The organism is Winogradskyella sp., from assembly GCF_965656915.1.
Taxonomy (GTDB): Bacteria; Bacteroidota; Bacteroidia; order Flavobacteriales; family Flavobacteriaceae; genus Winogradskyella.
Map to the genome: position 1 here is coordinate 1 of NZ_CBFHMI010000056.1, position 14597 is coordinate 14597.

15 protein-coding genes are annotated in these 14597 nt (G+C 32.1%); 6 read left to right on the plus strand and 9 right to left on the minus strand.

Annotated features, from left to right (window positions below; translation table 11 throughout):
• From ACTG3Y_RS11335 to ACTG3Y_RS11345, 3 genes are all read left to right on the plus strand, one after another.
• On the plus strand, positions 1-398 hold a 398-nt coding region (locus ACTG3Y_RS11335; protein ID WP_439153036.1), incomplete at its 5' end, for a pyridoxamine 5'-phosphate oxidase family protein.
• A 170-nt stretch (positions 399-568) separates the two neighbouring features.
• The gene (locus ACTG3Y_RS11340) at positions 569-997 is read left to right on the plus strand and encodes an FKBP-type peptidyl-prolyl cis-trans isomerase (protein WP_439153037.1); all 429 of its coding nucleotides are present in this window, start codon (positions 569-571) and stop codon (positions 995-997) included.
• A gap of 158 nt (positions 998-1155) precedes the next feature.
• Complete coding sequence (locus tag ACTG3Y_RS11345; RefSeq protein WP_439153038.1) at positions 1156-1404, plus strand: cold-shock protein; 249 nt, start codon at positions 1156-1158, stop codon at positions 1402-1404.
• A 44-nt stretch (positions 1405-1448) separates the two neighbouring features.
• Here the strand turns inward: ACTG3Y_RS11345 and ACTG3Y_RS11350 are convergent, their stop codons facing one another.
• From ACTG3Y_RS11350 to ACTG3Y_RS11375, 6 genes are all read right to left on the minus strand, one after another.
• Complete coding sequence (locus ACTG3Y_RS11350) at positions 1449-2285, minus strand: sterol desaturase family protein (protein WP_439153039.1); 837 nt, start codon at positions 2283-2285, stop codon at positions 1449-1451.
• Between the two features lie 427 nt (positions 2286-2712).
• Complete coding sequence (gene gtfA, locus ACTG3Y_RS11355; protein WP_439153040.1) at positions 2713-4272, minus strand: sucrose phosphorylase; 1560 nt, start codon at positions 4270-4272, stop codon at positions 2713-2715.
• 3 nt (positions 4273-4275) lie between these two features.
• The gene (locus ACTG3Y_RS11360; RefSeq protein WP_439153041.1) at positions 4276-5214 is read right to left on the minus strand and encodes a carbohydrate kinase family protein; all 939 of its coding nucleotides are present in this window, start codon (positions 5212-5214) and stop codon (positions 4276-4278) included.
• Between the two features lie 18 nt (positions 5215-5232).
• The gene (locus tag ACTG3Y_RS11365; protein ID WP_439153042.1) at positions 5233-6558 is read right to left on the minus strand and encodes an MFS transporter; all 1326 of its coding nucleotides are present in this window, start codon (positions 6556-6558) and stop codon (positions 5233-5235) included.
• On the minus strand, positions 6558-6911 hold the full coding sequence (locus ACTG3Y_RS11370; RefSeq protein WP_439153043.1) for a glutaredoxin family protein: 354 nt from the start codon (positions 6909-6911) through the stop codon (positions 6558-6560). The genes ACTG3Y_RS11365 and ACTG3Y_RS11370 overlap by 1 nt, the downstream gene beginning before the upstream one ends.
• 116 nt (positions 6912-7027) lie before the next feature.
• Positions 7028-9658, minus strand: coding sequence for a TonB-dependent receptor (locus ACTG3Y_RS11375; protein ID WP_439153044.1), 2631 nt, complete (start codon positions 9656-9658; stop codon positions 7028-7030).
• Between the two features lie 155 nt (positions 9659-9813).
• Here ACTG3Y_RS11375 and ACTG3Y_RS11380 point away from each other — a divergent pair, with 155 nt between their 5' ends.
• A complete protein-coding gene (locus tag ACTG3Y_RS11380) occupies positions 9814-10833 on the plus strand; it encodes a LacI family DNA-binding transcriptional regulator (RefSeq protein ID WP_439153045.1) in 1020 nt (339 codons plus the stop codon).
• 1066 nt (positions 10834-11899) lie between these two features.
• On the opposite strand, the gene ACTG3Y_RS11385 is transcribed toward ACTG3Y_RS11380, so the two are convergent.
• The gene (locus tag ACTG3Y_RS11385; protein ID WP_439153046.1) at positions 11900-12121 is read right to left on the minus strand and encodes a hypothetical protein; all 222 of its coding nucleotides are present in this window, start codon (positions 12119-12121) and stop codon (positions 11900-11902) included.
• 190 nt (positions 12122-12311) lie between these two features.
• Positions 12312-12461: a hypothetical protein gene (locus tag ACTG3Y_RS11390; protein WP_439153047.1), complete on the minus strand. Its 150-nt coding sequence runs from the start codon at positions 12459-12461 to the stop codon at positions 12312-12314.
• Positions 12462-12666: 205 nt separating this feature from the next.
• On the opposite strand from ACTG3Y_RS11390, the gene ACTG3Y_RS11395 reads away from it, so the two are divergent.
• Positions 12667-12903, plus strand: a complete 237-nt coding sequence (locus tag ACTG3Y_RS11395; RefSeq protein ID WP_439153048.1) for an HPF/RaiA family ribosome-associated protein — start codon at positions 12667-12669, stop codon at positions 12901-12903.
• Positions 12904-12967: 64 nt separating this feature from the next.
• Here ACTG3Y_RS11395 and ACTG3Y_RS11400 read toward each other — a convergent pair whose 3' ends face one another.
• Positions 12968-13570 carry a hypothetical protein gene (locus ACTG3Y_RS11400; RefSeq protein WP_439153049.1) on the minus strand — a complete coding sequence of 201 codons (603 nt, stop codon included), beginning with the start codon at positions 13568-13570 and terminating at the stop codon, positions 12968-12970.
• A gap of 550 nt (positions 13571-14120) precedes the next feature.
• Between ACTG3Y_RS11400 and ACTG3Y_RS11405 the strand changes: the two genes are divergently transcribed.
• Positions 14121-14570 carry a hypothetical protein gene (locus ACTG3Y_RS11405; protein WP_439153050.1) on the plus strand — a complete coding sequence of 150 codons (450 nt, stop codon included), beginning with the start codon at positions 14121-14123 and terminating at the stop codon, positions 14568-14570.
• Positions 14571-14597 lie beyond the last annotated feature (27 nt).

Consider the following 14597-nt stretch of genomic DNA (forward strand, 5'->3'; position numbering starts at 1 on the left):
CAGATTTCACATTGGTGGTGTATACAGATCTACGCTCAAAAAAGATTACACATATTAATGAAAATACTAATGTAAGTGCACTGTTTTACAATCCTAAAAAGCTTACGCAGGTTACCATAGTTGGTAATGTAGAGCTAATTACAGACCCAACACAACTAAATGGCTATTGGGCAAATATTTCAGAAAAATCAAAAAAAGATTATACCACCAAAAAAACACCTGGTACAGCTATTAAAAGTCCTGATGCTGTAGAATATAATTTTGATAATCCAAACTTTTGTGTTTTAAAAATAAAACCATCAAAAATTGAATATTTACAACTTAAACGTCCAAATCATTTGCGTGTGTCGTTTCATAAAGAAGCTGATACGTTCAAGGGACAGTTTTTAGTACCATAGCTATTGAGGTACTAAAAACCATTAGTATTAAGACTTAGAGTAGAGTAGAAGCCTTTACTTATGAAAATCTTAACGTTACAGGCATCGGATTCTTTACGGTATTTCTTCTCATAACCATTTGATTCCTGTAAATTTGCAGCAATTTATAAAAATATTACAAACACACAATTATGAGTAAAGTAAAGGAAAATGATGTTGTAAAAGTACATTATACGGGTAAATTAAGTGATGGGCAAATCTTTGACAGTTCGTTAGAAAGAGAACCATTAAAAGTAGAGCTTGGTCAAGGTCAACTTATTCCAGGATTTGAAAAAGCATTAATAGATATGGCAGTTAACGATAAAAAAACGGTCACTATTGCCAAAGCGGAGGCGTATGGCGATGTTAACAAAGAATTGTTTCAAGCAGTGCCAAAAGGTGAGTTGCCACAAGATATAAAACCAGAAGTGGGTATGGGCTTAGTGGCTTCCAGACCAGATGGTTCTCAGCAGCAATTGCGCGTGGCAGAAGTAAATGATGACCATGTTGTCATAGATGCCAATCATCCTTTAGCAGGACAAGATCTTGAGTTTGAATTGGAATTGGTAGAAATCGTTTAGAACAAACACATTTCATATAACGTAGAACGTCTTAGTTAATCTAAGGCGTTTTTTTGTTAAAATTTATTATATTTCAATTATGCCAATCGATTATTTATGTTATTTTAAGAATTCAATAAAATAATAATTGATAACATTTATATAAAAACAAACGGATGATGCTAGATTTTATTAAACGATTATTCAACCCTAAAAAGACGATGGGAAAACATGAAGGGACAGTGAAATTTTTTAGCTACAAAAAAGGGTTTGGGTTTATAAAATTAGACGATTCAGATGAAGAAATCTTTGTACATGCATCAGATCTTATAGACAAAATTAGAGATAATAATCATGTAATATTCAATATAGAAGCGAGCGACAAAGGACCAATAGCTGTTAACGTACGTCGCGTTGCAAAAAAATAATATGTGGATTAAATGAGATAAGTTTAGTAAAACTAAGAAACGTCTTATTTATCTAATAGTGCACTTTTTTTATTTTCTTGGCTCACTTCCTCAAGTTGTTTCACTTGCTCACGCTCCCAAAGTGTAGGGCTTCCAAAGAGGATATGCCATGACTTTTTTGGTCGTTTCCAAATATCTATAAATAAATCTCCCCAAGCATGAAACACCAAATACACTGGGTTAAATGAATTTACAGGTTTCGTAATACCGTAAATGGCTTGTTCTTTTTCTGGCTGAAAGGTGCCAAACATGCGATCCCAAATAATTAAGGTAGAGCCAAAATTTTTGTCAATATAATCTTTATTGACCGCGTGATGCACACGATGATGCGACGGAGTCACAAAAATATACTCAATAGGTTTTGGCAGTTTGCGAATCAATTCTGTATGGATCCAAAATTGGTAAAGTATTTCCAATTGGTGTACAATGATAAATACAACAGGATCAAAACTCAACATAATCACTGGTAAAAAGAATATGATCTTTAGGTTTTGTACCCAGGATAACCGAAATGACGTTGAAAAATTATAATATTCAGAACTGTGATGCACCACATGCGTTGACCACCAGAACCTTTGAAAGTGCGAAATTCTATGCGACCAATACCTTACAAAATCTAGACAAATAAAGCATAACAGATAAGACCACCAGGTGTGTGGAATAGTCCATGGTGTTAAATTATAGCATATAACAACAATATAAAATATACCAACTTTGGTTAAGGCATTAACAAATAGATTACCAAAACCAATGGTAGCAGACGCCAAAAAATCTTTGCGGTGATACAGTTTTCGTTGTTGCTTTATAGATAGGTAGTATTCTATGGCGACAAGGGCAAACATAATAGGTGCCGCTATCCATATAATAGTATTAAAATCTAATTGCAGTAGCGATTCGAGGGTAAGCTTTTTGTTTTCGATGATATTAATTTTGTACTATTCAACTAAAAAAAGATGCTGAAATATAACTGAAAAAAATAGAGCTACAAACAAAACGCTCTATAAATATAGCTCCTGATTTACATAGTTTGTTGCTAGAACGATGAAGTTCTTGAATAGTGCCTAAACGCATATCGTTAATCATAGGTTTTTTCTTCTTTTATGTTTTTATAATCAGTTAATGAACTACGAAGCAATCACGAGCTCTTATTTATCAAATAAGTAAAATGCGAGTAAACACTCTTTTTCGAAAGGGCAGAGGAGTGGAGGAAAATGTGTGTGGAATGACTTATCAACTTTAATATTAAACTATAAGTAGCTCTACTAATTACTAAAAATTCTTCACGTAATTTATACCAGATTCAGAATAAGAAATAGAGAACTTAAAAGTCTTAAGATTTGCTTTTAAATGTGCAAAATCCTTTCTGTATGTCCATAATATATCTATTTCATTTTCAGCGGTGTCATTAATTTTTATTTCACCTCCAAAAGCTTTAGACGTATTTCTTAATCTAATTAGTAAGAGTTGATTCTTAACAATATCCTTTTTGAGTCTGCTTTTAACATCATTTAGACTTAATGTTGTTCTATTTATTTCCTTATGTCCACCAGCACCAGCTTCGTCAGCTGCTTTATAATTATTCTTTCCTGCAAAAATATCTAGGTACCAAATTTGTGGTATTCCTGGCATAAACAATTGAATAGCTCTTGCTAATAATAATTTTTGTTCATCTTCACCTAACGCACTAAAAAAGGTCGCATTAACTTGATAATAAGAAATCTTTTTTCCAGAAGGATCATAGAGATTTTTTACTCGACCTCCACGCTCTAAAATCTTATTCATTATGTCAACAATTTCATTATCAGACAATAAACCTTTCTCATAAGAACCATTTACTTCTTTGCCTTTTAGGTCTAAAACAGGTATACCATCGTGACAGCCAAGCATATTCACAGTTTTATAGCCTTTGCTTTCAATCTCCTTTATCCATTTATATAAAGCTTGGTTAGTTCCATTTTCAATGCTATGAATCATCAAACCTGGCAGAAAAAAATCGTATATAGTATAGCCTTTGTCAGCAACTTCATCGTGTAAGTTTAAGCCATATTCTGCATGTATTTCTGGTAGTAGAACAAGGTCGTTTTTCTTTGCTATTTTATTAATTCTTTCTAAGTGATTCCAAGTTCCTGGTTTATTAAAAAAGTTAGATTGACCAACTTCTTTATGCAAATAAGCAAAAGCATCTAATCTTAAAATTTTACATCCAAAACTTTTTACTTTAGCTAATGTTTCTTCATAAAAATCCCAAACCAACGCAGAATTTGCATTTACATCCATTTGACCTAAAAAACTGTTGTCTTCACTATTTATTTTCTGATAAAAGGTATTCCAATATGGTTTTTCGGTGCCGTCAGGAAAAGGTACTTTTAAAATAGGTAAACCAGATTTTCTCATGAATAGCTTATTGAGAAACTCCTCCTTTGGGATTGCTATACCATCCTCATTTTTGCTACTATGACCTTCCCAAAAGGTATTCCAATTGATGAAAAAATCCTTGTATTTAGAATCATCACCGTATTTTAATAAATCTTTAAATTGTGGAGAGGCAACAGAAAGGTGATTTAATACGATATCGAACTTTAACATGATGTTGAGTTCTTCCAAGGATTTCAAGTCATCTTTTGAAACTAATTCTTTATTGAGATTATAATCGATTATTGAAAAACCTCTATCTAAATCGCTATTAAAAAATGTTGGCAGTACATAGAATAAGGAAAATGCATCCTTAAATTCAGGAATTTGAAGCATTTTAATAGTATCGCTTAAGTTTTCACCAATACTATCTGGATAGGCATTTAGCATTACACCATTAGGAATTTTATCGCTCATAGATTATAAAAGTTTAGATAAAATATTAATGTTATCTGGCAACCTACCTACATTTTGAAGTTTTAGAGCGGCTAATTGCAAAGCAATTTCTAAACATTCTTCAATAGGTTTTTCTTTGATGTATGCAAATAAAAAGCCAGACCAAAATGCATCACCAGCTCCTGTTGTATCCATAACATTTTCAACCCTTATAGCTGGTAGTTGTATGCTTTCCTTATTTTTTTGAGACAATTTAACACCTTTACTTCCTAGAGTTAAACATATAGTATCTACCCCTTCATTATGGAAAAATTCGAAAATTTCTTCATGAGGTACAACATGCTCAAAAAGTCTAAGCATATCGTCTTCACTAATTTTAATCAATGGATTAAATTTACAATAGGCTTTTATTACTCTTAGTGCTTGTTCTTTGTCTTCCCAGAGTTCGTCTGCATAATTTATATCAATGCTTAATTTACATCCTAAATTATAGGCTTCTTCAGCTTTTTTTAGAATCGTAGTTTGCGCAGGTTTCTTGCTGAGCGCAAAACATGTTGTGTGATATATTTTGGTTTTTTTTAATAAATCTGCTGAAATTTGATTCTCTGATATCCAATAATCTGCCTCTCTGTAAGGTATGAAATCAGGTGTTTTTTGTGATCTTGACACAAAAATAACACTAGTAGGTTTGTTTTCGACTTTAACTATAGAATCGGTATTTACACCTACTTGATTTAGTCTTTCAAAAATGTACTCACCAAAACCATCATTTCCAACAGTTGCTACCATTTTAGATTTAAGTCCCAACCTTGCAGAATTCATGGCTACATTTGTTGGTGATCCTCCTAAATATCTGTGGTAATCTCTAGTGTTGTTTATGAGTACTTCTGTTTGATGACCGATAAAGTCAATAAGCACTTCACCAACACATAAAATATCTATATTTTTTATTTCGTTTTCCAAAACAAATTTAAATCTTAATTATATATTATTTTCTTCTAAAATTGCTTCTGGTTGTTTTAGTCTTAATGCCAAAACACCTGCAATTATAAAAAACACTCCACCAAATATTATGGCGCTAACTGCACTATTGTTTAGTACGTATTTCACTATTGGACCAAAGGTTAAAGTCTGAATTCCCATTGGTATTACAATCATCATGTTTAATATTCCCATATAAACTCCACGACGTTCCTGAGGTACAATTTTAGATACCATTGTATATGGTATGCCCATCATAGCAGCCCAACCGATACCAAACAAAATCATTGGTAGTAATACAAGTTTCGGATCTTCAATTTGAGTAATTGAAAGCATTGCAATTCCTGTTAATAACAAACTCAAGACATATACTTTTTTTCCTCCCCATTTTAAGGCTAAGGGCACCAATGCTAAGGCAAATACAATAGTAGAAATATTATAGGTTGTATTCATTTTAGCTGCTTGACTTAAGGCTTGTGATTTATCAAAACCTACACTTTCCTCAAACATAGGCGCAATAAATTGCCAGTAAATAAAAAGCGCATACCATTGAAACAAGTAAACCCCAGCGAGCTTCCACATAAATTTTGGCATATCTTTTATGGCTTCCCAAATTTCAATAAACGGTGTTTTTACCCTTTCTGAAAAAGGCAAAGACTTATGTTTTTTAATTTCTTCTAGTTCTTCTGCTTCTGGAGGTATTTCTGGTGTTTTTAACACAGACCAAAGTATTGTACTTACAGACAAAATTGCTCCAATAAAAAATGAGTAGTATAACCATTTAGGAATGGATTTTACCGTTTCATCAACAGTCTCTTGTCCACCAAACCAATCTTGAAAAAGAAATATCGAAGCATTTGCTAATACAATACCAGCTCCAACAAATAAACTCTGCATTTGATAACCAAAACTTAACTGTATGTTTGGTAATTTATCTCCTACAAAAGCTCTATAGGGTTCCATTGCCATATTGTTTCCAACATCTAAAATCCATAATAAACCAACTGCAAACCATAATGTTGGACTGTAAGGAAATGCAAAAAGACATAAACTGCCAATTAAGGCACCAATTAAAAAGAACGGCTTTCTTCGTCCCCAACGTGGCGACCAAGTTTTATCGGAAACCGCACCTACAATGGGTTGAATGATTAAACCAGTTACAGGTCCAGCGAGATTTAATAAAGGTAACTCATCTGGAATCGCACCCAAAAACGAAAATATAGGGTTAACTGCTGTTTGTTGCAAACCAAAACTGAACTGAATTCCTAAGAATCCTACATTCATATTAAAAATTTGCCAAAAACTTAACTTAGGCTTCTTTAACATTACTCGTCTATTTTGCTTAAAAATATCTCAAAAGTACCATAATCATTAGTAATAATTTTACCACCCTTATCTACAACGGGAATCTGAAAATTTGCTGTACTTATATTTGCTTTTCTTAATTTAGTATACATCTCTTCGATCTTTTTAGGATCTAAATCTAAATCATGAAAAACAAAAGGAATGTTTTTTTCGGTTAGATATGTTTTAGTATCAATACAATAATGGCATGTACCACTGCCATAAATGATAATTTCTTTTAAATCTTTTTGAGTAGCTTCTTTCTTTGAAGCTTTGCCGCAACTAACTGCAGTTTGGGTAATACTAAAGGCTAGTAAAAAAATAAAAATTCTCATTTATACATATATAAGATTTAGAAAAAAAGAGCCAATGATAATTTATTAACACTGACTCTTTTAACCAATCATTCAAACTTAATCAAAAATAACTTACTCAAATATTTTAAATAAATTTAAAACTTGTATTGAAGAGATAGGGTAGAAGAACGACCACTAATAGATCTCGCTCTAGCTAAACGATTGTTACCGAAAGCACCATCTCCATTCCCTTCAACCTCTGTAATACCAACAGTGTCAAACATGTTGTTTAAACTTAGTACTAAAGATAAACCTTCTGTTAAGCCAGCTCTAGCTATTAAGTTAAAGTAGGCATAACCTGGCATTACTAAAGTGTTATCATCTTGTGCAAAAGACTTTGAAGTACCTAAAACACTCAATGCCAGCACATATTTACCACTATCTCCAAAGTTGTATGCAGGTGAGAAGTTATAGATAAAATCAGCCTGTCTTCTAGGTGCGTTACCTCTAAATTCACCACCATCAATCTCAGCTTTTGTCCAAGTAATAGACCCATTAAAAGTAAGGTTTTCACCATATCTTAATACAGTTTCTGCTTCTATACCTAAAGCCTTAAATGGATTTCCTACTTCTCTATTTAATTCATTACTTAAACCTTCATCTGTATTACTCATAAATCCAGTTACGTTAACAACACCATTATTCAATCTTTTCTTAAAACCAACTTCTAATTGAGATAACTCATCAAATTGTACATCTGCTTTTCCATCAGTACCATAAGTATTTCTGTCTGGAGCTCTACCAGATGCACCTCTACTATATCTACCAAATACAGCAGTACCATCGTTTATTTTATAGTTTAAACCAGCAGAAAAAGAAACGAAGTTATAGCTGTCGTTAATGATTTGTCCGTCAGCACCAGTAATAATTGGCACAGTTTGCTCAATACCTTGTATTGTGCCATCTCCATTATAATCAAAAGAATCTTGGTTTGTTGGCCCACTTGCTATAGTTCCATTTACACGAACATTTTCAAAACGAACACTACCATCAAAATTCAATTTATCACTAAAATCCGCATCAATACCAAGGTAAGGTGAATTTACATTATGTACTGTATTATATTTTCTTTGACAACAATTACCCCAAAGTGGAGTTCCATAAGAATATTGTCCATTTCTAGAGAAACCATCAAAATCGGCTAATCTAGCTTCACCACCTCCTTGAACTTCAGAAAGAAAAGAGCTCCATTGCCATCCAATTTTAGTATTTTGTGTTGCCGTAAATAAACCAGCAGTTACACCAACATTGTCACCAATTCTTTTAGAAACTTTAACATCACTAAAGAAGTTACTTAAATCATTTACTGTTACATCAAACATATGTATAATCTGCGCTAAACCATTTGATGGATTAAATGCTTCTCTCTCGCCATCTGCATAAACCAAAGGCTCATTACCAACACCTGCAGCATCTCTGGCAGTTGCTTCAATCTCAGCAACAGTACCAACCGCAGCTGTAAAAGGTGCAACCCATTGACCACTATTGTTAGAATATCTAGCTTTACCTGATAATTTCCAATCGTTAGGTAAGTTAAACGCAAACTCAGCTCCAATTGCTTTAGAAATAGGGTTGTTTCCATTTCTAACATCATTTGTGTGGTTTTCACCAGTAAATGGTGATGTGCCAGCACTTTGTTGCAAGTAAGCTGAATGTTGAGAATCTGTAGTAATATCAAATCCAGGTAAATTAGAAAATGTTGGATCTTCATTACTGCCTTCTAATTGCATAGGCATTGGTAAATACATTACAGCTCGGTCATTTAAGAATTTACCTGAAACACGTACATAACCATCTTCAAATCTTTTTGTAATATTTGCTTTTAATTGACCACCTTTATTTCCTTGGTAACCAATGTTTCTTGGGCCTTCACCAGTTCTCATGAATCCACCAATATGGTAAGATAAACCATTTCCTAATGGAGTTCCGTATTCAAAATCTAATCTACTTGTTTGGTAATCTACACCAAAAGTAGTTGCAATAGAACCGCCTTCAACTGAACCAGTTTTACTAATCATGTTAATGATACCTGCAGGACCGTTAGATGTTTGTGTAGATGCAGAACCACCTCTAATAGCTTCAACTCTTCCAATATTAGAATCTATTCTTAAAAAGTTATCAGCATTTCCAAAAGAAGTATCACCAAATAAGTTTAATGGTAAACCATCTTCTTGAATTTGAAAATATCTAGAACCACCAGAAGAAACAGGAACACCACGAACATTAAAATTCGCATTACCCTCACCACCTGAAGATTCTGCTCTAATACCAGGTACGTTTCTAAAAAGTTCACCAGCACTTCTTGGAGCAGCTTGCTCAATAACTTTAGCATCTAACGTAGATACAGAGACACTTGATTCTAGTTTAGACTTTGGATTAACTACACCAGTAATTACAACTTGGTCTAAAGACTCTGAATCTTCTGCCATTGTAATATCAACAGTAATATCGCTACCATCAATTGTAACTGATTTTTTAAAAGTACTAAAACCTAAATAAGAACCTACTAAAGTATAAGTTCCGTTTTCGACATTAGTAATAACATAAGTTCCGTCCATATCAGAAACGGCACCTTTAGAAGTACCTTCTAAAATAACGTTAACACCAGGTAGTGTCATTCCCTCCGTATCTTTAACTATACCAGAAATACTACTTTGTGCAGAAACAATAGCTGTTAACATTGTAAACAGCAACAGTAAATACATTTTGTTTGTAATAAGTTTCATTTTTTTGTTGTTTAATTAGTAATATTTTATTGAATATTTATTGAATTTACATTCTAACTCTAAAAAATATTGAAAATTCGTAACGAAAACGTTTTCGATTTACCGAAAACGTTTTCGATTTTTATTATATTGCTATTATTTTCAATTTCTAAGCAATGAAGCAAGCAACACTTAAAGAAATTGCTGAAACTCTAAAAATATCAGTTTCTACAGTTTCTAAAGCACTAAAAGATTATCCAGATGTAAGTAAGAAAACTAAACGCTTAGTTAAGGAGACTGCAGAGCTTATGAATTATAAGCCTAATGCATTTGCCGTAAACCTAAGAACCAAAGAATCTAAAACAATTGGACTTATAATTCCTGAGGTAGTTCATCACTTTTTTTCTAGCGTTATAAAGGGTATTATTGCTCAAGCGGAAAAAAAAGGGTACTTGGTTATCATTCTCCAATCTAATGAATCTTATGAGCTTGAAAAAAAACAGTTAGACCTTTTATTGAGTAAAAGAGTTGATGGTATTCTTATATCTCTAGCAAATGGATCTGCTGATTTTAAACACCTAAATGATATTATATCTCAAGAAGTACCGTTGGTAATGTTCGATAAAATTGCGAAAATAGTAAATTGCTCAAAGGTTATTATAAACGATAGAAAAGCTGCATATACTGCTACAAAACATTTAATTGATTCTGGATGTAAACGTATTGCACATTTTAGAGGGCCTTTATTACCGCAAAATTCTATAGATCGTTTTTTGGGTTATAAAACTGCTTTAACTGACCACAATATTAGTTATGATCCTTCATTGGTTTATATTTTAGAGGACATGAGTTTTGATGAAGGTGCTCATTTTGCCAAGCAACTACGTAAAGACCATATCGATGTTGATGGTATATTTATTAATACAGATCTAGTAGCAATTGGAGCTATCTCTGAATTTAATAAATGTGGTTTAAAAGTTCCCGATGATATATCTATTGTAGGTTTTAGTAATTGGTTTATGGCATCAGTAATTTCACCATCTTTGACAACAATTAATCAACCTGGTTACTTAATGGGAAAAACAGCTTTTAAGCAACTTTATAAAGAAATCAGAAAGCTAAAGAAGAATAATGAGGTTACGCCTAAGATTATTGAACTTGAGACCGAGTTAGTAATAAGAGAGTCTACTAGATAATTCTAAAGATAGAGTAGAAGTGAACGACAGATTTTTTTTAGTTCAATGTACTGCGAGTTTTTACCCAGTCGATGCGATGGCAAAACGACCTCATATCATTTTGGTAAAACAATAGGTGAATGAAGCGTAAGATTTTAAGGAGCTAGTAATACACATTCTTAAGAATTCTAAACATTAATAAAACTTCGGAGCAATCTTAAAGAGTTCAGAAGTTTCTTAAAATGTAGCGTAGAGAGACGTAATTGTTTCCAAAATTATACGCAGTCTTGAATTTTTGTTTCTTTTGTTTCAAGACAAAAGATAATTAATTAAAACTTGGAGAGTTCTAATCTTTCAAATTTTGTTTTACATAATATTAGTAGTTACAATTTAAAAAAGTCTTATCGGATCTGTAAACATAATAAGTGCTTAGAATTTTATTGTTCTTAAAATTTAAGCTCTTATGGCAAGTCCCTGAGAATCGCGTAGAAAAAAATATGTAGCACAATTATCCAAATACTACAAAATTTAATAATTACTAAAACGCAGCTTTTATGTGCGGCTGGCAAGCGGCTAGAAATTATGTTTAAAATAAATTGTAATAACAATTTGATTTTACAAAAGCAATCGAGCGTTTGACAGCGGACATTTGACATAACGACAAATTATAGGACAAGTGCTTTTTTAACTCTGCGAAGCAAACCGTTTCTAGTTTAATGCCCAAGTACTGCACATTAAAACCAATAATAGTAAAGCTTCTGGGATATTTTACATAATATCATTATAGTTGACAAATAGTACACTCACATTAAATAATCAATAATAGCATTTGTCCTATAATTTATATTATGTAAAATATAAAGTATGCATAATATCAGAACTTCTACTCTGTATCTTTAAGCTATCATCCTTAGGATAGTGTCATGCTAATCGTCATAAACCATACGGCATACCATTACAGTAACTCCTGAAGCGTCGTTTAATGTGCTTTTAATTCGTCCTAAATCTCAGAAGTCATACCATCGTAACCATTACTGTATAAAAATTTCATGTGTGCGACTCTATTCCTATAATCCATAGATCCGAACTATTGGTATCCATCAACCGTAAAATTAGAATTTGGAATCACCAATTTTTCATACCAATAATAATTATCCTTTATATGATTAATATTGCTAATGAGTTCATCTGTGATTATAACATCCATTTTACTCAATCCAGAGACTGCTACTTTATAGAATTGTTCAATCTCAATGAGTTTATCAGATAATTCCGATTTACTTAAACTCGCCGTTTCAATTTTTGACACAGTAATATATCATTTAAGGCAACAGTCGAATATTAATGGTCACTAAAAACGGTGCTTATAATAAAACTTCGAGGCGTTCTTTTTCGGTTTTGTTGGTTTTTAAATAGCGATTGTATTTTTGAGACTCTTCTTCTATCGATATTCTCACGGTTTCAATTTAGGCAAGATCTGAGCTTAGTTTGGCTTCTATTTATTGGGCTATTTTATCGGTGTCTGCTTCTATCTTCTTAGCTTCATTTCTATCATTAATGGCTACAGCAATCAATATGCCTACAAAGACCAACACTACTTCACCAATGGCATAGAGTATATAATTTTTTAGACGCTTCCCTTCTATCATTCTAAATCTTATTTTATGGAATAATTTCACATCGTAAACATAAAAAAAACCAGTGTAAATAGTACTATGAGTCGTCTGGTTTTTAAGGTGTCTTGTGTTTGTCTTCTATAAGACGCACTAATTCAAATAAACGCAAAAGTATTATTAAAGCCCATGGGGTTCCGCCTTTGTATGTTTATATTAAGGTATAATCAAAAACATAACAATGAATAACATAATATTTGAATACCACGATGTTTCGGCTAGCGAAAGCTTAGAAGCCTATACATCTAAAAAATTAGAAAAATTATTTAAACGTAACGAGCTTGTGATTCGTGCAGATGTATTTTTCAAAACAGAAAACACATCCAGCGATAATACAGGAATGATTGCAGGAATTCGTTTGAGTACACCAGGCTCACGATTATTTGCAGAAGCGTCTCAGGTCACGAAAGCATTTTAGCATAAATAAAAAAATCCTAAACAGTACGTTTAGGATTTTTTTTTGTTAAACTCAAAAAAGTTGATTATTTATACGGAATTTCTTTGTCGGTTAGTACAATGTCTCGTTGTGCTACCAATATATTATTTTCTTCTTTTACTGATAGGATTCTTTTAGTATCTCCTTTTTTTGAAATCTTTTTTCTGCAAGCTCTGGTTAACATAGGATCGTCATCAAAAAGAAAGGTTTCTAATTGATACGCTTGCTTATCAGGTGCTTTAATAACAGGATATATTTCTTGTAATCTATTATATCTTCTATCGTTTCCAGGTACAAATGTGTAAAAAGTATATTTACCATCTGCATCTGTTTTTACCCAGCTTCTGTGAAATACATAACGCTCCTCGCCTTCTCGTCTTAGATCAAAATTTCCATCTTCATCAGCATGCTCTATAAATAAGATCACATCTTTCGCTAGTGTTACACCATCACTAAGGTATATGGTACCTGTAAGTTTAAGTTTGTTTGTCTTAGATCTAAAATCAGGTATAGTATCTGTATTGGTCAACCGAGCTTCTGCTCTATCGTAAATAGGACTGTTTTCTTCTGTTTTAGATTGCTGAGCAATTAGTGGTATACATGCACTATAAAGAAAAATAATGCATAAGTCTTTGAAAAGATTTTTCATTTAGTTAAGATTTGTAGGTGCTCAAAAATCATAGATAAATCTCATTAGTCCATTAAATTTCACCTGAACGTACATTTTTCACGATGAAATGATGGTATTTGCAAAAAATGACGATTAACGACTTAAAAACGATCTTTATATTTAATCGACGAACGGTAAATTCATTATAGCAGTTGAGTAAAATGAGCTTCTATTTCAAAATATTTTCAGGTAAAAATCCTTGAACTAATAGGTCATAAAAATTAGTATAAATAAGAGTAGGTTTTGCGTTAAAAATACAGTCTTAATTGGTTATAGATTCACCAGTTTACGTTTCAAAAAAACAAAAATATACTTAAAAATTAGCCTATTAAATTGTCTAAAAGACTGCAATCTTGAGCTAAGTATTTCATCGATAAAATATGCGTTTAATCCACTAAAGACGTAGTTTGTCCAAGAAATATGCACTTAAAGTGTTAATATTTATATGCAAAAAATGTTCAAATAAAGTTGTTTTTCTTATTTATTTATATAGATTTGCTTCAATAAGATGAATTAAAAAGTGTTAAAAATGAAAACAAAACTTACTCTATTTGCTGCTATTTTCTTTATGATAATTAGTATTGGTTTTGCTCAGAAAAAAGGAGATACTAAACATATTATTAGTGGAAAAGTGAATATTTCTAAATATCATAATAGTGATGAGCTAAATGATATGACTAAAGGTGACTTGTTAACACTCTATATAGAACGCATAGAAGTTATAGTGAATATACTTCCAAATATTGCATTTGCAACTAAACCTGGTGTCACGATGGAATCTTTAGGAATTCCGGAAACCAAGGATAATAAAAAGGCATTAGAAGATAATATTGAAGCCTCAGAAACCTATTTTGACAGTACTATGGAATTTCAAAAGAAGATTTTACCGTATTCTGATAAATCAGATCTTATAGCGGCTATTTTATTCTATGAGTCAACATTAAAAGCATTACATACCTATAACGATTTTAAAGATTGATTAGTTAGTTTTATATAATCGCAATTA

Coding starts and splice junctions, on each gene's coding strand:
- ACTG3Y_RS11390 (WP_439153047.1), bottom strand. CDS start 12,461: ATGATAGAAGGGAAGCGTCTAAAAAATTATATACTCTATGCCATTGGT.
- ACTG3Y_RS11400 (WP_439153049.1), bottom strand. CDS start 13,570: ATGAAAAATCTTTTCAAAGACTTATGCATTATTTTTCTTTATAGTGCA.
- ACTG3Y_RS11405 (WP_439153050.1), top strand. CDS start 14,121: ATGAAAACAAAACTTACTCTATTTGCTGCTATTTTCTTTATGATAATT.
- ACTG3Y_RS11370 (WP_439153043.1), bottom strand. CDS start 6,911: ATGAGAATTTTTATTTTTTTACTAGCCTTTAGTATTACCCAAACTGCA.
- ACTG3Y_RS11345 (WP_439153038.1), top strand. CDS start 1,156: ATGCTAGATTTTATTAAACGATTATTCAACCCTAAAAAGACGATGGGA.
- gtfA (WP_439153040.1), bottom strand. CDS start 4,272: ATGAGCGATAAAATTCCTAATGGTGTAATGCTAAATGCCTATCCAGAT.
- ACTG3Y_RS11340 (WP_439153037.1), top strand. CDS start 569: ATGAGTAAAGTAAAGGAAAATGATGTTGTAAAAGTACATTATACGGGT.
- ACTG3Y_RS11375 (WP_439153044.1), bottom strand. CDS start 9,658: ATGAAACTTATTACAAACAAAATGTATTTACTGTTGCTGTTTACAATG.
- ACTG3Y_RS11365 (WP_439153042.1), bottom strand. CDS start 6,558: ATGTTAAAGAAGCCTAAGTTAAGTTTTTGGCAAATTTTTAATATGAAT.
- ACTG3Y_RS11395 (WP_439153048.1), top strand. CDS start 12,667: ATGAATAACATAATATTTGAATACCACGATGTTTCGGCTAGCGAAAGC.
- ACTG3Y_RS11350 (WP_439153039.1), bottom strand. CDS start 2,285: ATGTTTGCCCTTGTCGCCATAGAATACTACCTATCTATAAAGCAACAA.
- ACTG3Y_RS11380 (WP_439153045.1), top strand. CDS start 9,814: ATGAAGCAAGCAACACTTAAAGAAATTGCTGAAACTCTAAAAATATCA.